12 protein-coding genes are annotated in these 19,627 nt (G+C 47.2%); 6 read left to right on the top strand and 6 right to left on the bottom strand.

The window, feature by feature from the left end; genetic code table 11:
* Positions 1–179: 179 nt before the first annotated feature.
* Positions 180–1,613 (top strand): aspartate ammonia-lyase, encoded by a 1,434-nt coding sequence (locus tag EC604_RS05215; RefSeq protein ID WP_123063126.1) that lies wholly within the window; start codon positions 180–182, stop codon positions 1,611–1,613.
* Positions 1,614–1,769: 156 nt separating this feature from the next.
* On the opposite strand, the gene rpoN is transcribed toward EC604_RS05215, so the two are convergent.
* Both rpoN and pruA read right to left on the bottom strand, forming a co-directional pair.
* Positions 1,770–3,074 carry an RNA polymerase factor sigma-54 gene (rpoN, locus tag EC604_RS05210; RefSeq protein WP_123063125.1) on the bottom strand — a complete coding sequence of 435 codons (1,305 nt, stop codon included), beginning with the start codon at positions 3,072–3,074 and terminating at the stop codon, positions 1,770–1,772.
* 219 nt (positions 3,075–3,293) lie between these two features.
* On the bottom strand, positions 3,294–4,841 hold the full coding sequence (pruA, locus tag EC604_RS05205; protein ID WP_123063124.1) for an L-glutamate gamma-semialdehyde dehydrogenase: 1,548 nt from the start codon (positions 4,839–4,841) through the stop codon (positions 3,294–3,296).
* Positions 4,842–5,327: 486 nt separating this feature from the next.
* Between pruA and EC604_RS05200 the strand changes: the two genes are divergently transcribed.
* Positions 5,328–6,251 carry a proline dehydrogenase family protein gene (locus tag EC604_RS05200; RefSeq protein WP_123063123.1) on the top strand — a complete coding sequence of 308 codons (924 nt, stop codon included), beginning with the start codon at positions 5,328–5,330 and terminating at the stop codon, positions 6,249–6,251.
* 414 nt (positions 6,252–6,665) lie between these two features.
* The gene (locus EC604_RS05195) at positions 6,666–8,699 is read left to right on the top strand and encodes a sigma-54 interaction domain-containing protein (protein WP_240036666.1); all 2,034 of its coding nucleotides are present in this window, start codon (positions 6,666–6,668) and stop codon (positions 8,697–8,699) included.
* A gap of 576 nt (positions 8,700–9,275) precedes the next feature.
* Here the strand turns inward: EC604_RS05195 and EC604_RS05190 are convergent.
* Positions 9,276–11,348, bottom strand: coding sequence for an AAA family ATPase (locus EC604_RS05190; protein ID WP_123063122.1), 2,073 nt, complete (start codon positions 11,346–11,348; stop codon positions 9,276–9,278).
* Between the two features lie 302 nt (positions 11,349–11,650).
* Between EC604_RS05190 and EC604_RS29695 the strand changes: the two genes are divergently transcribed.
* Positions 11,651–11,938, top strand: a complete 288-nt coding sequence (locus tag EC604_RS29695) for a hypothetical protein (RefSeq protein ID WP_151458050.1) — start codon at positions 11,651–11,653, stop codon at positions 11,936–11,938.
* 55 nt (positions 11,939–11,993) lie between these two features.
* Here EC604_RS29695 and EC604_RS05185 read toward each other — a convergent pair whose 3' ends face one another.
* The gene (locus tag EC604_RS05185) at positions 11,994–13,664 is read right to left on the bottom strand and encodes a PucR family transcriptional regulator (protein WP_123063121.1); all 1,671 of its coding nucleotides are present in this window, start codon (positions 13,662–13,664) and stop codon (positions 11,994–11,996) included.
* Between the two features lie 189 nt (positions 13,665–13,853).
* On the opposite strand from EC604_RS05185, the gene ald reads away from it, so the two are divergent.
* The gene (ald, locus tag EC604_RS05180) at positions 13,854–14,987 is read left to right on the top strand and encodes an alanine dehydrogenase (protein ID WP_123063120.1); all 1,134 of its coding nucleotides are present in this window, start codon (positions 13,854–13,856) and stop codon (positions 14,985–14,987) included.
* A gap of 146 nt (positions 14,988–15,133) precedes the next feature.
* Here the strand turns inward: ald and EC604_RS05175 are convergent, their stop codons facing one another.
* Positions 15,134–16,051 carry a PD-(D/E)XK nuclease family protein gene (locus tag EC604_RS05175; protein ID WP_123063119.1) on the bottom strand — a complete coding sequence of 306 codons (918 nt, stop codon included), beginning with the start codon at positions 16,049–16,051 and terminating at the stop codon, positions 15,134–15,136.
* Positions 16,052–16,755: 704 nt separating this feature from the next.
* Between EC604_RS05175 and EC604_RS05170 the strand changes: the two genes are divergently transcribed.
* Positions 16,756–17,439 (top strand): serine/threonine protein kinase, encoded by a 684-nt coding sequence (locus tag EC604_RS05170; protein ID WP_123063118.1) that lies wholly within the window; start codon positions 16,756–16,758, stop codon positions 17,437–17,439.
* A gap of 1,200 nt (positions 17,440–18,639) precedes the next feature.
* On the opposite strand, the gene EC604_RS05165 is transcribed toward EC604_RS05170, so the two are convergent.
* Positions 18,640–19,542: a helix-turn-helix transcriptional regulator gene (locus tag EC604_RS05165; protein WP_123063117.1), complete on the bottom strand. Its 903-nt coding sequence runs from the start codon at positions 19,540–19,542 to the stop codon at positions 18,640–18,642.
* Between the last annotated feature and the right edge of the window lie 85 nt (positions 19,543–19,627).

Genomic DNA, 19,627 nt, shown 5'->3' with positions numbered 1-19,627 from the left:
CCCCTCCCTTGTTGCTGTAATTCATGATATGAAATTTTAAATTCCCCAATTTAAATTATTATCGGTTTCAACGAAAGAATCATTTAGCTTGGCATCTATTTTGCTTAAATGATATACTGAGTGCGCTTCAGCAATGCTGGAGCCGAACTATTTTTATGATGCCACTGGAGGCGAACGAGATGTCTACTATGTCCACACGGACGGAGAAAGATTTTATCGGCGAAAAAGAAATTCCAGCTTATGCGTACTATGGAATTCAGACGGTGCGGGCTGTAGAGAACTTCCCGATTACCGGCGTTCCGGTTCATCGCGAACTGATCACGGCACTGGCTGCTGTTAAAAAAGCGGCGGCGATGGCGAACATGGAACTGAAAATGCTCCCAAACAAAATTGGGGAAGTCATCATCATGGCAGCGGATGAAATGATGAAAGGCCATCATCTCGATCATTTTATTGTAGACTCCATTCAGGGCGGTGCAGGCACCTCCATGAATATGAATATCAACGAAATTTTGGCCAATCGCGGACTTGAGCTGTTAACCAAAAACAAGGGAGACTACTTCCACTGTAACCCCAACAATCATGTGAACATGTCTCAGTCTACCAATGACGTTGTGCCAACTGCGCTGCGCATTGCGGCTTATCAGCTCTCGGAGACCCTGCTGGGTACGATGAAAAAACTGCAGGAAGCCTTCCACAAAAAAGAAGTCGAGTTCAACGATGTTGTCAAAGTAGGACGTACCCACCTTCAGGATGCCGTGCCTATTCGCCTTGGACAAGAGTTCGGTGCTTATGCGCGCGTCATTGGACGGGATATTGAACGTCTTCAATATGCCAACAAGCGCATGCTTACAATCAACATGGGTGCAACAGCTGTAGGTACAGGACTCAATGCCAAACCGGAGTATATCGTTAAGGTTACCGAGTATCTGTCTGAGGTGACTGGCCTGCCGTTGCAGACCGCAGATGATTTGGTTGACGCTACCCAGAACACAGATGCGTATCTGGAACTCTCGGCGGCTCTGAAAGTATGTGCCGTCAGCCTCTCGAAAATCTGTAATGACATCCGCATGATGGCTTCAGGCCCGCGTGCCGGACTTAACGAACTGCTTCTGCCGCCACGTCAGCCGGGATCTTCCATTATGCCCGGGAAAGTCAATCCGGTCATGGCAGAGGTCATCAACCAGGTATCCTTCCAGGTTATGGGAAATGACCATACGATCTGTATGGCTTGTGAAGCTGGACAGTTTGAGCTGAATGTAATGGGCCCTGTTATTGCATTTAACCTGCTGCAATCACTGAAGATTATGAATAACGGAATTGATGTGTTTACACGCTACGCCGTGGAAGAGATGGAAGCCAATCGGGAGCGCTGCGAGCTAATCATGAAACAAAGTTTTAGTGTCGTGACTGCTTTGAACCCGCATCTTGGTTACAACGTAGCTGCTTCCATTGTAAAAGAAGCATTGAAAACCGGTATGACCCTGCAGGAAATTATATTGGAGCGAGGTTTGCTGACTCCAGAAGAATTGGAAGAGATCTTGCATCCAGAGCAGATGACCACGCCGGGGATTGCGGGAGAGCATTTCCTGCGTAATATGGAGCGCATGTAAACAAGCCGAACATATGAATCCAGATTGAAAATGCCAAAGAAGCCCTGTTATCCGTTGATCAACGGGTAACAGGGCTTCTTGAAGTATAATTTCACAGGATAAACTTCAGATATTTTAAAGAGTCGTTCAGACTTAACATGATAAGACATGTACACTTCAGGCCCAGCGTTTTCGTTCCAAGGATGACAGAATTCGAAGCTCCTCCCTGTATTTCGCAACGGTTCTTCGGGAAATGATGATCCCCTCGCCTTCAAGGAGAGCGGATAATTGACTGTCTGAGTATGGCTTGCTTAATTGCTCGGTTCGAATGATTTCCTTCAACCGCCGTTTGACGGCCGATGCAGACGTCTGCCCTCCAGATACCATCGTAATGCCGGAATCGAAAAAAGCCTTAACCTCATACACGCCATACGGAGTGTGTATGTATTTTCCGTTCACGGCCCGGCTAACTGTCGATTCATGCATCCGCACCTTCTCAGCAATCGCAGCCAGATTAAGCGGCGCCAGTGCAACAGGCCCCTCGCTCAAAAAGCGTTTTTGCTCTTCCATGATAGCCATCAGCACACGCAACAATGTCCTGCGCCGCTGTTGCACACTGCGCATAATGGCTCTCGCCTCTGTTGCCCGAGTCACCCAGATTTCACCCGGAGACGCCTCCTGTATCCAATTGCTGCATGCTTCATTCACAGATACGCGAGGATTGCCTGCCGCAAGCAGTTTGAGCACCATTTCCCCATGAACCATATCCACGACAGCATCAGGAACGATATAATGTGCACGTTCAGTACAACCTATCGATCGGCAAGGCTTGGGGTCCAACCGGGTAATATACTCGTATGCTGCTTGTGCTCCCCGCGAAGTTATACCAATCTTACCTGCTGTCCGTCCGGGATGAAAAGGAACCAGAGCCTCCAGACCTGCCTTCACAATACGTTCAGCATAAGGAACCGCTGCTGGATCACGCTGAATCTGCAACAACAAACATTCTTGCAGATCCCGCGCTCCTACACCCGGAGGGTCCAAAGACTGAAGCAAATCAATTCCTGCGTTCAGTTCGCTCGCGGACAATCCGAGTTCGACCTGTACTTCAGACAGCTCAACCTTCAAGTAACCATCGGCATTCACACATCCAGCCAAATAGACCGCCACCTTCTCCAGTCTATCTGGAATTTTCATCAACCGAATTTGCGAAGCAAGGAGTTGTTCCAGTGTAGGCGCTGTTCCTTTGGCCCGAAGCAAAGGGTCATAGGAAGTATACATGTGCTGGTTGTTTCGTCTAGATGACTTAAAAGAATAAACAGACTGTTCTTCCAGTTCAAGCAGCGGATTATCTGCTGCGGCATCCTGTAAATAACGACTCAGTTCCTGACCGGACAAGGTCAGCAAATGAAAGGACTGCTTCATTTCCGGCGTGATGGACAGCCGGAAGCGCTGTTCCTGCACCAACTGAACACCTAACATCCGATGCCCTCCTTATGTCATGCTGGACACTATTCATTGCGACATGATATTCATTGAACGGCGACTGGTTGACACAGAACACTTCGATGATAGAATAACTTGGAGCGTAACTGTGACCTCCCATTTTGTCTCTATTTTCAAAAGGGTTTTGCAGGCATAATACCATACAGTTCCTGCATTGTCAGCATGTCAATACATACATGCAGCATCAAATGTCATTTAATATTTTTCAGACACCAGCTTCGCTTGGGTAAACAGCAGCAGATAATCCCTGCCCCCGGCTTTGGAATCTGTACCCGACATATTAAATCCACCAAATGGATGTGTTCCTACCAATGCTCCCGTACACTTGCGGTTGAAATACAGATTACCGGCAAAATATTCACGTCTTGCCTGCTCCAGATGTGCCCGATTGCGCGAGATCACGGCACCTGTCAGGCCATAATCTGTATTGTTGGCAATCTCCAGCGCATCTTGGAACGAATCGGCTTTGATGAAAGCGAGCACAGGGCCAAAAATCTCTTCCTGCGCAAGTCGAGCTTGCGGATCTACGTCCGCGATAATCGTTGGTTCGATGAAATAACCTGCAGCATCGCCTGTACTTCCGCCATGAACCAGCCGTCCTTCCCCTTTGCCAATTTCTATATATTCGGTGATCTTTGCATAGGCTTTATCGTCAATGACAGGGCCCATGTAATTTCCCACTTCAAGCGGACTACCCATCGTTAGTTTTTGTGTCCGTTCAATCACCTTTTTTAATACTTCATCATATACATCCTTATGAATAATGGCACGGGAGCACGCCGAACACTTTTGTCCCGAGAAACCAAAAGCCGAAGCTGTGATCGAATCGGCTGCGAGTTCCAGATCACTGTCACTGTCAACCACGATGGAATCCTTGCCGCCCATCTCGGCGATCACACGTTTGATCCACTTCTGTCCTGGAGCGGTGCGTGCAGCACGTTCATTAATCCGCAGACCGACATCGCGGGAACCCGTAAAACTGATAAAACGAGTCAGTGCATGATCGACAAGATAGTCACCCACCTCACTGCCTGGCCCTGGCAAGAAGTTCACTACCCCGTCTGGCAAACCCACTTCATCAAGCAGTTCCATGAACTTCGCAGCGATGACTGGTGTGGTGCTTGCCGGTTTTAACACCACCGTGTTGCCTGAAACTAAAGCAGCCGAGGTCATGCCTGCCATAATCGCCAGCGGGAAATTCCACGGCGGAATCACCACACCAACACCAAGCGGAATATACGTCAGTTCATTATCTTCACCGGCAATCCGTACAAGCGGCTGCGGCTCACTGAGGCGCTGCATTTCCCGTGCATAAAACTCCATAAAGTCAATCGCTTCGGCGGTATCTGCATCTGCTTCAGGCCAGGTTTTGCCCGCTTCATAGACCATCCAGGCGGAGAACTCATGCTTGCGGCGACGCATGATTGCAGCCGCTTTGTACAGATAACGGGCCCGTTCATTCGGGTCCGTATGTTTCCAGGTCTGGAACGTTTCCGCAGCCGTTTGGATAGCCTTCTCGGCCAGTTCTTGATCGGCTTGATGAATCGTTCCAATCACCTGATCCTTTGCAGCCGGGTTCACGGAGGTTAACGTGCGGTTGCCGGTTATTTTTTGCCCACCGATAATCATCGGATATTCCTGCCCCAGTTCGGATTCCACCTTACGGAGCGCTTCCTCAAAGGCTTCCCGGTTCGCCTGCGCCGTAAAAGCTGTAAATGGTTCGTTAACAAAAGGGATATTCATCAATGATTCCTCCTTCAGGATGTGGGTTCTACTCACTTTATAAGTCTCACAAAGATAATTTACACGAGCACTCCGATGACAGAATAACCTTCCATTCGCTGTTATCCCCAGATTTTTTAGATTCCCTTCTTCAAAGGGAAAAATCCGGTGATAAGCGTATGCTTCCGATGCAGCTTTCTTTCAGAAAGCTTTTAGGCGACCGCTTCGCTTTTCCAGGTTTTTTCTGTCCTCTCCGTTACTTGTGTAAAAAGTTGTTCAACTTATATCGATCGCTGCATGGATTCAAGCAGCACTTACGTCTCATTCAAATATATGAAGCAAGAAGCGTGCCAACTCCGCTTAAGAATGAAATATTTTTTTGATTTCACGGAGATAAAAATTTTCATAAAAATAAATAAGCGATACACCATGGCATACATCAGCTTTTGGCATGATTTTTGCTAGATATGTAAATACACAATCATGAATGTTTAGGGAGGAACCACGATGAGTGTCGGAACGGAACTATACCGCAAAACGTTGTTAACCGTAGCTGGCAATAAAGCTGTAGAGAACCTGTCTCTTAAATATGGTAAAAAGCTGGCTGGCAAGTTTATAGCTGGCAATACGCTGGAAGAGGCGCTGGAGGAAATTCGCGTTTTAAATAGCAAAGGCATTATGGCAACACTGGATCATCTGGGAGAGGGAATCACGCATCTGCGCGAGGCGGCACTTTACAGAGATGAATACGTGAGATTAGTTGAAGGCATAGCTCATAGCGGTGTGGACTCCAATGTTTCACTAAAACCAACCCAGATGGGGCTGGCACTTGATCCAGAAGAAGGATACCAGAATATTCGTGCAGTTGCCGCCCGAGCGAAGGAACATGAATTGTTCGTACGGATTGATATGGAGGACAGTCCGTTCACCCAAGCAACCCTTGATATCGTTCGAAGACTTCATGCGGAAGGACTGGATAACTCAGGTACCGTATTGCAGGCTTATCTGCATCGAACGGAAGAGGATACCCGTGATATGATTCGGGAAGGTATAAGGCTGCGTTTGGTCAAAGGAGCTTACAAAGAACCTGCAAGTGTCGCATATCAAAATACGTCCGAGGTCATCCACCAGTTCAAAACGATGATTCGTCATCATCTGGATCAAGGCGTTTATACCGCTGTGGCCTCGCATGATGATCACATCATTAACTGGACGAAACAATACGCAAAGGATCGGGATATCTCCCCTGAGGCCTTTGAATTCCAGATGTTATACGGTCTGCGCATGAGCGAGCAGGAACGTCTGGCACAGGAAGGTTATCGCATTCGTTGTTATGTCCCCTATGGCACGATGTGGTACCCGTATTATACCCGCCGTCTGGCAGAGAAACCTGCGAATCTCTGGATGGTTGTAAAGAACATGTTTCGCTAGAATTGATGTAAGAAATAAACCGTCACGCCATGCAAACCAGCCATTCTGGAGTGCATGGTTTTTCCTTTTCCGATGATACGGCACCACCAAACTCAAACGTTCACTCTAAACAGAATATATGTCTAAAAAATAAGAATATACAAAATTTAATGTCAAAAATTTTAGACAAATCCTGCAATAACAACCTTGTATCTTGCCACTATATCCGTCTTCCCGTTCACTCTTTGCTTATATTTATACAATTCTACAAGAAGTGAGCGTTATATAAATTGACACAACAATGAAATAAAAACCCTGAAAAAAGCTAAAATTTGTACTAAAACCAACATTTTTTCATATTCATATTTATTGAAATCGTATACATAAAATCAAAAAAGTAGGTGAACGCTCTCAAAAGAAGTACCCGAACAATTCATGTCAAAAAATATATACACAACTATGCTGGAGCGATATAATAGTACTAATTCCTATCACTTTAATCCGTATGTTGTAATCGAGGTGATCCTGATGAGACATTTACTACCTACTCTGAAAGAACTGACACGAACAGAAATGCAAATTTACGATGAATCCACCGTTCAGGAACAGCTCCTTTCTCGCCCGTATCCGGATTCCGATATCAACGTAGCTCGGCCAGTTTTTGTACGTTCGGGTACAGGAAGCGCTTATCTCTACTGTCCGCTCCTGGACCAGCCAAACATGCTTGATGAGAAGGGCCTGGCTTCCACATCTTCTGCGACATCAACAGGACCCGATTCTTTTCCGGTTACCCCATCGTCCTTTATCCCTGCCCCTTTGATCTCACTTTCTATGGAACTGGCGCAAGTGATTCCTTTGTTTGCCAAGAGCTCTGTTCTCATCATCAAAAATGATCGTGACGAATGGACCGGCTTTATCACCGCATCTGATGTCATGAACTCACTTCATCAAGCTTACCGTCTGATGGAAGCCTATCTGGAAACTACGCTTGAGACAGCCGGCTCCGCGTTATCTTTAATCGATGAAGAAGCCAAGGTGGCGTACTGGACATCCGGTGCGGAGAATATATTTTCTATTCGCAAAACCGATATCATCGGTCAGCCTGCCGCCAACTTTTTCCCACCCGAAAGACTTCAATCGCTCAAAACGTTATACACGGGTGAATCGGTCTACCGTAAACAGCATCAACCCAGATCTGATCTGTTCGCTCTAATCAATGCCCGCCCTGTCATGCTGGATGGTCGTATTGTTGGTGCAGTCGCTGCGGAGGTCGATATTACAACTGAAATTCGGCTGCACCAGGAATTATTGCATATGTCCTCCAAAATTCAGCATTTGGAAAAAGCGGTTGCCCGGCTTCGTCCCGAGAAAGATCCTTTTGCCCGTATCAAAGGCAGCAGTCCCATTATCCGGCAATGTCTGGAGACCATTCGCAAGATCAGCACCACCCCTGCTACCGTACTCATTATGGGGGAAAGTGGCACAGGCAAGGAACTCTTCGCAAAAGCCATCCATGATCTTCGTGAACCAGAGACTGCTCCTTTTATCGCAATTAACTGCGGGGCCATTCCTGCTTCATTGTTTGAAAGCGAGTTGTTCGGCTACGAGAAAGGTGCCTTCTCTGGGGCAGACCCTAAGGGAAAAAAGGGAAAAATCGAGTTGGCGGAGGGCGGCACTCTTTTTCTGGATGAGATTGGGGAGATGCCTTCTGAACTGCAAGTCAAGTTGCTTCGTGTGTTGCAGGAACGAAGTTATTTCCCGGTTGGTGGCACCCGTACCAAACAAGCTAACTGCAGAATCATTGCTGCAACCAATCAAGATCTTCCTGCTATGATTACGCGCAATCAATTCCGGGAGGATCTCTACTATCGCCTGAATGTCATTAATCTGATTATTCCGCCGCTCCGACTGCGCAAAGAAGATATCTATGAGCTCACCCAGACTTTCCTGCAAGAGTTCTCGCTGCTCTACAATCGTCATATCGAAGTGATTCCTCCAGAAGTGTTCAAACGTTTGTTCGAGTACGATTGGCCGGGTAATGTCCGCGAACTGCGCAACGTGATTGAACGCCTGACCATTCTTACGATGGATGGTGAGATCAAGCCGGAATACTTGCCTGATTCGCTGACATCAGCGAAATCAAACGCGCCGTCTGAGGCGGAACAGGCAGCAGACAACCTCAAGTCTTCCGGAAAAGAAGGAGCCCTTGATCCAAATGTGACGGACACTCAACAAGAGAGTCACGGACTTGAACATCTTGCAAAGGTTGATAGAGAGGCGGTTAACCCAAGTGTTACATTCCCGGGACAACGTTCGGGTTCCTCTTATCAGCAACAGATGGATGCGTATGAGGCTCGGCTTTTGCTTCAATATTTAGAGGCTGCAGGTGGCAACAAACGAACATTAGCCAAACAACTCGGCATCTCCAGAGCTACACTCTACAACCGTATGAATCGGCTTGGTTTATAACCCGTAACTCCCCCGGTGATTACCGCTTGCTTGTACAGTTGAACCTAATGCACCGCTAGAAAAAAAAGAAGAGTATCCTCCCCATTGCCGCTGCGGGCGAAATGAATGCAGAGGATTTGATGCTACAATTAGAGAAAACGAAGCATCTCGGGCAGAACTAGCAATCCAGCTCTCTGGCTGCTCTAACGATCACCACAGACCTTATTCGCCCATTTAGACAGGTTTTAAAAAATCTAACGATTTCCAGTGACGCTCTTTGGCTGGATTTTAGCTGAAAACGAGTTAAAACGGACGAATTACGCAAAATAGCTTCCGTACGGATCGTTAGAATTTCAATATGGCCATTCTGGGCGAAATAAGGTTTCTCCTGATCGTTAGAATTTGTGGGGGGCGCCGCCCATGAATCACCAGACTAGAAAAACCCGCAGTTACGGATATATCTGCCGTTTAACTGGGGGTTTGTTTTTGGGTTTGTTTTTGAAACAATAGGTCTGCTTGCTCTATTAGATTTTGATTTTGTTGTTCTATCAGATCAGCTTCTATATCGCTCTGCTTCTCTGAGATTAACTTCACGCGTTACAATATTCTCGCTAAACGAATCAATGCAGTTCTAATATGGCGATAAAAGGTAGCCCTGCTCATCGAACACACCTGCGCTGCGGCAGTCGGATTGCCAGCATGGGCCCAGTAAGCCGCATGTAACAGCTTCTGATCCTGAGGAGACACCCCATGTATTCTCCCTTCCAGCAGATCCAGAATATATAATTGTAACTGAATGCCATCCCTCACACCTGTAATTCTATCTGCGTACTTTTGCAGCTCGCCCGGTGAGCGAAGGTGTCCGAGCATTTTACGCACTTCCTGCTCAGACCAAACCTTGTTATTGGAATCCGTTGTTTGGGGGCGTATTGCACTAGCCGGGAGGTCTGGATGCAAAAGGGACATCACCCATGCACCGAATTGTCCGCTACGCAGATCGAGTTCCAGCACATCCGCGTGATCTTCATACCGATCACACGCACGTGTGGACGTTCTCCTCATCTGAAAGCCAATACTCCGCAGAAACAGCTTCAGATGAGGGTTGGTCGCAACAAGAATCGCTCTCGCTCCATCTCCCAGGAGTGACAAACGATCCAATACCATATATCCGACAAGTTCCTCACGTGTATATCCAGGCACATCATCTCTGGCCGCAGCCATCAACGCGAAGTGTGTATCACTCTCATCCGGATCATTCTGTAATTCCTCTGGCGTAAAGCATTCTTTCATCTCATTCGGAAAATATTTTAAAAGTAAATCACTGATCTCCCGATGCACCAGAACAGTGATAAACATCGCAATCGTTTCGCCTTTCATGTCCCGCTTAATTACGATACCTTCAGGATAACGAAGAGCCAGTTCATCCAGAAAGGGGCCATAGTTCACGGCCTGCCAAGGCTCAACGCTGTATTCACACCATTGTTCAAGCAACCTGTGAAGGGAGGGCAGGTCAGCCTGCTTCATTGGTTCAAGCGGCGAGAACAAAGAATCGCGTGAGACATCAGCATACTTACGAAACTGAAGCATAGATTCCTGACAGAGTAGCAGCATCTTTCTCGCGATTTGTCGCTTCCCAAGAGCACATGCCTGCTCATGGAGTGGTTTCAGCAACTCAGCAATCCGAATCCGCATGGACTGCATACGATGCGGCTCGCGTTGCCGAAAATCTCGCATCAAATGTACCCGGGCCATATCGTGTAAGGCCAGACCGTCCGGTGCGGAACGGATAAAAGACATCCGTCTCAGCATGTGATATTCTTCCTGTTTAACAGGTACATTCAGCACGGTGGACAAGAGTTCCTGGTTTGCTGTCTCCAGCAAGGTCAACACCTCCACCATTGGATGCAAACGTGGCGTGCTAAGTTCAAGCAACAGCCGCGCACTGATCATATGGGACAGTTCAGCCCACTCGGCATGAGGAAGATTACGCTCCTGATCAGCCGCCTCCACCGCAAGAGCAAGTCCAAGCGGATGTCCATCCGTCATTCTCGTAATAATTCCAGCCATACTCGGCTTTAATGAACCAGCAGTTGCAATATACTCCGTAATCTCATCTGCAGTAAAATGTTGCAGCCGCAATTGAACCAGATGCTGATACAGCCGGGGATGTGTTCTCCAGGCTGCTGAAAGCTCTGAACGAGAGGCAAGGATAATGAGTATCCCACTTAGATGAAGTTTCGCTATAAAAACTTCCATAAACCAGCTCTCAAGCAGCGCAAGTTCCTCGTAGTTATCCACTGCAATAACGAGCCGTTTTTCTCTGGGCATACTTTTCAACAACGAGAGTAAATGGGCGCCTTGGCTATTCAACAGACCGAGTTCCAGTGCCAGTGTTGAACTAAAATAATCCATAAACATGGAAGGCGTAGTGCCACACGCCCGTCCATCCATCCATATAGCGGTTGCTCCCTGCTCTCTAGCGATGGACAGCATTTCTGAAAGTAACGAAGATTTCCCAATACCACCCATACCCGTAACTGATAATATAGTCATAGGCGCTTCATCATTTTCAAACCATTGCTCTAGTATCATCAGCTCTCTGGCTCGACCAACGAAACGCTTTTCGTCCCTGACAACCTTCTGCTTTTGAGATCCACTTCCGTTCCCCATATATATCCTCCGTACTAGATAACTGGTACTTTTACTGTAGCTTACTTTTTATGAAAATGAGACTATATTGAGACGCGCAATCGTTCCCGAAATGTTAGAATCTTGATAAAAGCCAATTTATAGAAAAAGATAACTCTGTGGCCTCTTCTACATCAATCGAATCATACCGTTTATGGATATCACAAAACGCAACACTCCGCCAATCACCCAGAGCAAGCCAGTACACACGATTTACCGACTTGGTTTCATGCTTTCCTTTCGTACCCTATTCCAGCCCGATAATTCAGGAAAGGCGGATTTGTGTGAAAAAACATCTCGACATTTCTCATTTGAGCGGACAACTTGGCATCCATTCCAACGATCTTCAAGCATGGTTAAACCTTACTGGTTTAACTGTTGCAGATCCACAAAACAGCCGGGATCGAAGGTCTGAGCGTATGACATTTCCATATCGCCTTGCCACACCTACCTCAGTATCTCAGGCTCCCTCTTCCCGTGCATCCGAACGTTATCGGAGCCGTTTCTCCAATACAGGGTCTCGCCGCGGGTCTCGTGCCTTACGAGGTATACGACGAATCAACAAGCTGTAGACGAGCAAACAAAACCTACTATTCGAGCAAAGCCCATATTTCAAAAACGTTACTGTCATGACAATTGTCCATCTCCGCCTTCAATCATGGCGTTAGCTAACAATGCCATCTCCAAGCACACTCGTCTTCCCTGTTGCATATAACCCGGCCCCAGCAGTTCTTCCAGTTTCTCCAGTCGGTTATATAATGTCTGCCGATGAATGAACAGCTGGGCGGCCGCATCCCTTTTGCACCCGAAATTCGCAAGATATGCATCCAATGTTTCGACCAATCGCAACTGATGGCTTCGATCATGCTCTATAAGCACACCTAGATGATCCATCGCAAAGGATTGCAGGAAAGAAGGCGGCATCGCTTTTAACATTTGATATATACCCATACGATCGTAAAAGTGAACATCTTTCATCCATTTGACAGACCTCGCAACTTCAATAACCTGAACCGATTCCTGTAGGCTATCCCTTAGACGGGTTAGTTGATTTCGAAGTTTGCCGAAGCCCGCATGGATTTCGACTTGTTTCAGATTTGAGCGAGCAAACCGTTTCATATCCTGAGTGATGCTCTCTAGGATATGGATCAGTGAATGCTCAGAGGAGGTTTGTGTTTCTTCCTTGGCACAACAGAGGTAGATTTGATTATTTTTCAGCATGATGAGGCTGGTTAGATGATTTTTCTTCAGAAGCGAGCGAAGCAAAACGAGAATGTCCTGATGATTCGCCTCCATTCGTTCCCGGCCCGTTCCCTTCTTGCGATGCTCAATCTCCAATAATCCTCCCGCGAACCAGTATTGTCCTTTTACTAGCAAGCGAAGCCCCATTCGTGTTCGCGCCTGTTCCTCTTGCTGAATGTGACCATTCATCAAATCCTGAATCAATTCATTCTGGTTGCGCACCATCTTCTCTTCAAGAAATTGAGAACGAAGTGTAAGCGCAGCCGCAGCTTTGGCTGTGTAATCAAGCAACAGCTTAAGATATTCTACAGTCGCCGACGGGTGCACAATCATACCTATGGCTGAAAATACTTGACCAAAACAAACCACCGGATAACAGAGCAAAGCCCTCTCTTCATCCATATGAAACCACAGCTCCGTATCCGAGTCGTTCAGATTGAGCTGCTCGACTTCCTGGCTGTACCAGCTATAGATGGCCTGCTCCATGTCTGGAGCGAGTTCTGGCACAAAACTCCCGGCCTCCATCGACGAAATGTACACCACAGGTTTTGCCGCATAGGCATGCAACAGGTCGAGAACCGCAGACATATCCGTACTCTGCAGCGTACGTTGCTGAAGCTCACGGGAATACGTCTCCAGGCTCTTTAATAGCTGGTGTTGGTGGTTAATAAGTAGAGAATGGATATCTTGCGTAATCTCAACAAAACGTACGGGTTGTTCAAAAACGATGAGTGGAAACTGATACTGGTTTGCCAGTTCAATCAATGACTCTGGTATGGCATGTATGCTGGTGCCAAACTCCACACATAATCCAGCCGCATCACGGTTGATCAGCTGCATCAGATAAGCTTCCCGCCCCTCTTCCGACTGAAGCCATAGACCCGTGGATAAAATAAGATCATGCGGGCTTACAAAAGGGGACACATTGGTAATTTCCAGCACATGGACCCAGCCTACCCGACGCTCCAGCCCTTCTCGCCCTGCCGCAAGCCGTGCTTGACTAAATACCGCACGTTGCAGGATATCTCTGACAGTAAAAACACGGTCATTTCGCAAAGTCGATCCCTCTTAGTGTTATTTTTTCTTACATTATAATCCAAAGACATGTGTCCTGAACAGTCTGTTTCGACGAATTGTTGAGTCTTCAATCTAAAAAATAGACATTGTGTAAGGTGCAAAACGACGTACGGAGTCATAAACTTGTAGTATAAGCTAACAACCAATAAATGGACGAGGTGCATGGCTATGAGAATCGGAATTCCCAAAGAAATCAAAAACAATGAAAATCGTGTAGCGATGACTCCTGCCGGGACAGCTGATTTTGTGACAGCCGGGCATCAGGTCTTTATCGAACAAGGTGCGGGACTTGGCAGTGGATTTACGGATCAGGAGTATGTTAAAGCTGGCGCCCTAATTGTTGAAGAAGCCGCCCAGGTATGGCAGGATGCCGAACTCATCCTTAAAGTGAAAGAACCTCTCGCCAGCGAATATGGTTATTTTCGCCCTGGCCTGATTCTGTTCACCTACCTGCACCTCGCCGCAGAGCCGGCTCTCGCCAAAGCGCTGGTCGAAAAGCAGGTGACCGCTCTTGCGTATGAAACGTTGGAAGTCGGCGGCTCTCTCCCGCTGCTCACACCTATGAGTGAGGTGGCCGGGCGTATGGCTGCGCAGATCGGTGCGCAGCTTCTGGAGAAAACAGAAGGCGGCAAAGGCATTCTGTTATCCGGCGTACCTGGCGTAAGCCGTGGCAAGGTTGTTATTATTGGCGGGGGTACGGTAGGTACCAACGCGGCCAAAATTGCACTTGGCCTGGGGGCCGATGTGACGATTCTGGATCTGAATCTGAATCGGCTGCGCCAGCTGGACGATATTTTTGGCAATCAGATCCAGACGCTGGTATCCAGCCCCTCCAATATTGCGTCCGCTGTCGCTGGGGCGGACCTGCTGATCTGTGCGGTGCTGATTCCGGGCGCCAAAGCGCCAACGCTTGTCAGCGAGCAGGTCGTGAAGACCATGGCACCAGGGTCGGTCATTGTAGATGTGGCGATTGATCAGGGCGGGATCGTCGAGACCATTGATCATATCACCACCCACGATGAACCCACCTATGTGAAACATGGTGTCGTGCATTACGCGGTGGCGAACATGCCTGGCGCCGTACCGCGCACGTCTACGGTGGCACTGACCAATGCCACCATGCCTTATGCGCTGCAACTGGCGAACCACGGTGCAGCCACCGCGATTCGCGGCAGTTCGTCCATTCGCAGCGCGGTGAATGCGCTGAATGGACATATCACGTATGAGGCGGTTGCACGCGACCTCGGGCACGCCTATGTACCTGCAGGACAGGCGCTGGAGGATGCCGCCGCTGTCCAATAAATCTTCTGGCCGTTCCACCTGGAACCAACTGTGTCCAGCCTGTGGGACGCACCGAAGCGCAGTGCCACATGGAGGATTCCTCCGGACACTGCGCTTCTTTTTTTTACATATAGGAGACTTACTTCCAATCTCCACACCCTCTTACGCTAAACCACTCGTTCACTGCATACCTCCCGAAAGTTGCAATCCCGGCACGCTCGGTTCGAAGGCATCGGCGTAAAATAGGATATCTCCTTTGGACGGTTGTAATACTCATCGGCCACACAGGAGCGCATCTCCTCGATGTAACGCCCTACGTTCTCTTCCACCTTGCGAATGTCCTCTTCGGTTGCAACAAACTCTTTGTGTTTGCCAGTCAACAGATACTCCACCCGAATCTCAATCTGCTCCAGCGGAACCCGGTAATGCTCTCTTACATAGGAAGCGTACAAAATTAACTGATCGGAGAAATCATCCTCCTTGCCCGTCTTCCAGTCCACGATGACAATATTTCCATTGCTGCGTCGATATAATAAGTCCATTTTCACATACACGCGCGTATCATGCAGCATCATCGTGTCCCATTTCTCAATCTCCAGAATCGTTGTACTTGCACGGGACAAATCTTCCCACGTCAGCGTCTGATACAAGTTGCCTACACAGGCTCCTGCGCGTTCTTTAATGGTTGCGACCCGGTCGTTCAGTGTATCATCGCCATAATAAATTTCTGACAACATCGTATGATTTTTCGGATTAAGTCGCCATTGCTCCGAATTCATCGACTCTTTGTATGCCTGGTTCAGCAGATCACGTATCGTTTTCTCCAAAAAAACTTCACGAGGCTTGGGCTTGCCTTCCTCCCTGCTCCTTACAGCCGACTCACACATTCGGTGTGCCAGATCCCCAAATACCAGATACAGATTGCTCAGCTGCTTCAGACGGTACAAGCGAACCTGCATCTCGTCAGCCGATTCTGTTTTCCATCCGTTATGGGCACCATAATAATGATAATAATATTTGCGCAGGCACTCATCGAACATACTTGCCCGCGACTGCGAATAAGACCACTGCGGGTATTGTGCCATATGATAATCTGCCTTTCTGTATACCGGATCTACTCATGCCAAAGCTTCATCCCATACCGTAGGGTGAGTTTGCAGGGAAGTATAGTAAGACTGCCCTGTAAAACATAACATCCGAACGTTGCTCTACATGTCCGCCCTTGCATAACATTCGGCTGGGAGATCCTTTTATTGCTCACAGTATAAAGCCCTGGCCGTCGTGCCGCAACCCGGCTTCCGTTATTTTCTTGTGCGCGCAACCGTTTGAGGAACGATACGTATCGTTTATATAGTTACATCAGGATGAAGGGAAGTCCTTTTCGGCTTATCGTCTGGATGCTCTCCATCCGACGCTAACGCTCACCACAGATCACCACAGACCTTATTTGCCCATTTTGACTTTCTCGTGATCGTTAGAATTAGCGGGAGCGTCGAAAGGCATGGGCATACGAAGAGTTGGTAGAGTAACTTGAGCTTGAAGACGCTCATCAGCCTTCTCCACACTTTTTACTCAACACCACCTCTTCCTCCACCCATTCACCGAAAAGTTGAATTTGAGCACGAAGGGTATTAATCTATTACGTAAATACAGTTTCCATAGAGCCCGCTAACCATTGCCTTCTGACTGTAACACGTATTTGTAGAGCACACGAAGCATCCTAATAGCAACAATCTATTTATCAACTACGGAAAATATGTACAGGCATATCCAAAAGGAGGCGCCACCCATGAAACAGCCGGATTGGTTCCAGGCGGAAGCAGCATTACAACAGATTCAAGTCATCGGAAGCGATCGGAATGAGCTGGTAAACATTATCGGCGAGGCAGCAGGAGTGAACTGCATTGGAATCGGTACGGATGCGGCTGTATTTACGTATGACCAGCTGCCGCAGTATGCCTTCAAAATGTATTCGGATCATGCTCTAGATAAATTAAATAACGAAAAACAGGTCTACGCCCAGCTCCAGGGCCTGCCATACTTCCCGACGTATTATGGCAGCGGCCGAAATATACTTGTTATCAGTTACGAACCTGGAGACACTTTGCTTGAATGTTTGGAAAAAGGAATCCCCGTCCCCGAGCAGGTCATGCTCGATGTAGACGCAGCGCGAGAAGCGGTTCGTCGCATTGGACTGAATCCACGCGACATCCATCTCAAAAATGTGCTTCTCCAGAATGGACGCGGCAAAGTACTGGACGTATCGGAGTATATTCAGGAAGGAGACGACCATCGCTGGGATCATCTCGTATGGGCCTACCACAACATCTATCCACGTATCAAAGGTACGCCTATATCCCCCCGTATGCTGCAAACGATCAAATGGGCATATAACCAGCTCGATCAGGCTAATCTCAAAATGGAAGATCTCTCAAAGAAAGCCAATCGACTGTTCTCCAGATTTCTGAAATAAACCGCTGGATCGCGCTGAAAGCCACTTTGTACCGGGTAAGGTGTACAAGTCCATGACTTTACGATGAGGTTTAGGGGGGATGGCGGCTAAATACCATAGAAGTCGGCTTCCCCCTCCCCAACCCCCCGCCTTTAGCAATAATGGATAGTCAACATTAAATCAGACAACTTTTTAAGGGGCTTCCTGGCGATACTGAACAGGCGTTATATACCCAATGATCTATGAACCGATCCTTGTACATGGCTTCGGCCACGGCTTTATCGTAGGGGCATCCTTTCTTGCTGAGCGATCGGCCAATAACAAACGTGTCTAGAAGCTGGTTCACCCTGTAGTTTTTATACTCACAACTAATTCATTCGCTACTGTCATCTCATTACAAGCTTCTTCTATGTCCCGATCAGGTCGATTCACAGATTCCCGTCAGATTCTTCCCAATACATCAATAATTTTATTTTCGTCAAAGGTTGTTACACCCTACACATACTCCACTTTAAATAATATAAATGCAGAGGAGATGTTGCTTTGAAAGCTCTTATGATGGGAATGGGACAGTAGGTGTGACTCCAGAACAGAACCTACTTTCATTACAGGAAAAGATTTAAGCTCATTCGAAAACAAATTGAATCAAAATTCAGTGGAGAAGCAGGCCCCATACTTTCAAAATGGAACTATTAGAGTTTAGTAATAGACTTGTTAACTTACCCAATCATGACGACGTGGAATTTTATCAGGAAATTTGTGAGCAGTATGCGCACCATTTGCAAAAAATTGAAAAAGAATGTTATACAAAAATGGGAGTAAACATTTGTACTTGTAACTTAAATCCCGAACATTGCAAATAGATTTTTATTATATTATTATCCTATGTTGCTCATTAGGAAAAAATAAACTGACACCGGTTAAGTCCCGATGTCAGTTTATTTAGTTTCTGATAAACCTCTTGGTACATGTGATATCTACATTGTTTTCTCTTCATCCCTATAAATATGAACCCAATAAATTTATAAATAGTTTAATTGAAGGTTTTTTTTATGCTCGTTCGTAATATAATAGGAACATAAGTACCTATTTTTCTTATTTATGGTTGTTAATCCAGTAGGGTACACCACTTTAATATATGACTTCATCTTAGAGGAGGGGACTATCCTATGAACAACTTGATACACTTTTCTCTTCAATGCCACCCTCCAGCCCTTTCTTTCACTTTTCCCCTTCCTTCATTCCCCGTGCCTGCGACGGTGTCATACCCTTGTACTGCTTGAATAATTTTGTAAAATAGTTCGCATTGTCGCATCCCACCTGAGCGGCAATTTCCGTGACTGTGAGACTGCTGCTCTGTAGCAAACGCTCCGCTTCACCCATTCTGCATCCGTTTACGTACTCTACGAGCGTACGTCCGGTCAGCTTTTTGAACATTTTGCAGAAATGATATACATTCAGTCCTACTTGGCTTGCCGCTTCACTTACCGACAATTTCTCCTGAGGATCAGCCTCAATCTGTGCAATCAACTGTTTGAACCGCTCGCGGTTAGGAAAATACACTGCACCCGATCGATCCCGCAACTGATGCGGCATAAACGTCCGGGCCATCAGCGTAAACAACGCATGCAGCTTGGACTTCACTACAAGCTGGTAAGCCGGAGGCTGCATCGCCATCTCTTCCACAGCTTCATTTAATAAAGAATAATACCCGGCACAGGCAGCATTCTCTGCGGCCGGTTTGACTGGAAACCGCACACTGCCTTCCAGATAAGGCGCAACATACTGTTCATGCACTGGGTCGCTCGCAAAATCCTGGAACAAGGCTCGGTTAACTACAACCGAGTCATAATGAACATCTCCTTCATCCAACGCGTATCCAACATGCAGGGCACCACCCGGAATGATGATGACCTCTCCCGCCTCAATTTCATAAGGTCGGCTATCAATATGAAATACCGCTCTCCCCTTACGCATAATGATCCATTCAAAGTGCTCATGCCAGTGCAGATATAAAATGCATTCCTCCGTTTTTTTCGCAGAACAGCGATTTTGGAACAATTGAAACGGATGGGATTTATGATCAATTCGCGTATCCTCATGAAGCGCTTTCAAGTCTAGCACGGCTCTCTTCCTCCTCACCACAAGATCCGACTAATAAAGCACAAAATTGTTTAGAGCCTTCCCTTAGATCCACGGCTATAATGAG

It is taken from the genome of Paenibacillus amylolyticus (assembly GCF_003719335.1).
GTDB lineage: Bacteria > Bacillota > Bacilli > Paenibacillales > Paenibacillaceae > Paenibacillus > Paenibacillus amylolyticus_D.
This window is presented reverse-complemented; position numbering and strand designations above follow the sequence as displayed.

Bases quoted from the DNA above. Each gene is read 5' to 3' on its own strand.
- EC604_RS05190 (WP_123063122.1), bottom strand. From the start codon at position 11,348: ATGGGGAACGGAAGTGGATCTCAAAAGCAGAAGGTTGTCAGGGACGAA.
- pruA (WP_123063124.1), bottom strand. From the start codon at position 4,841: ATGAATATCCCTTTTGTTAACGAACCATTTACAGCTTTTACGGCGCAG.
- EC604_RS05175 (WP_123063119.1), bottom strand. From the start codon at position 16,051: ATGGCACAATACCCGCAGTGGTCTTATTCGCAGTCGCGGGCAAGTATG.
- EC604_RS05215 (WP_123063126.1), top strand. From the start codon at position 180: ATGTCTACTATGTCCACACGGACGGAGAAAGATTTTATCGGCGAAAAA.
- EC604_RS05195 (WP_240036666.1), top strand. From the start codon at position 6,666: ATGTCAAAAAATATATACACAACTATGCTGGAGCGATATAATAGTACT.
- rpoN (WP_123063125.1), bottom strand. From the start codon at position 3,074: ATGTTAGGTGTTCAGTTGGTGCAGGAACAGCGCTTCCGGCTGTCCATC.
- EC604_RS05170 (WP_123063118.1), top strand. From the start codon at position 16,756: ATGAAACAGCCGGATTGGTTCCAGGCGGAAGCAGCATTACAACAGATT.
- EC604_RS05200 (WP_123063123.1), top strand. From the start codon at position 5,328: ATGAGTGTCGGAACGGAACTATACCGCAAAACGTTGTTAACCGTAGCT.
- ald (WP_123063120.1), top strand. From the start codon at position 13,854: ATGAGAATCGGAATTCCCAAAGAAATCAAAAACAATGAAAATCGTGTA.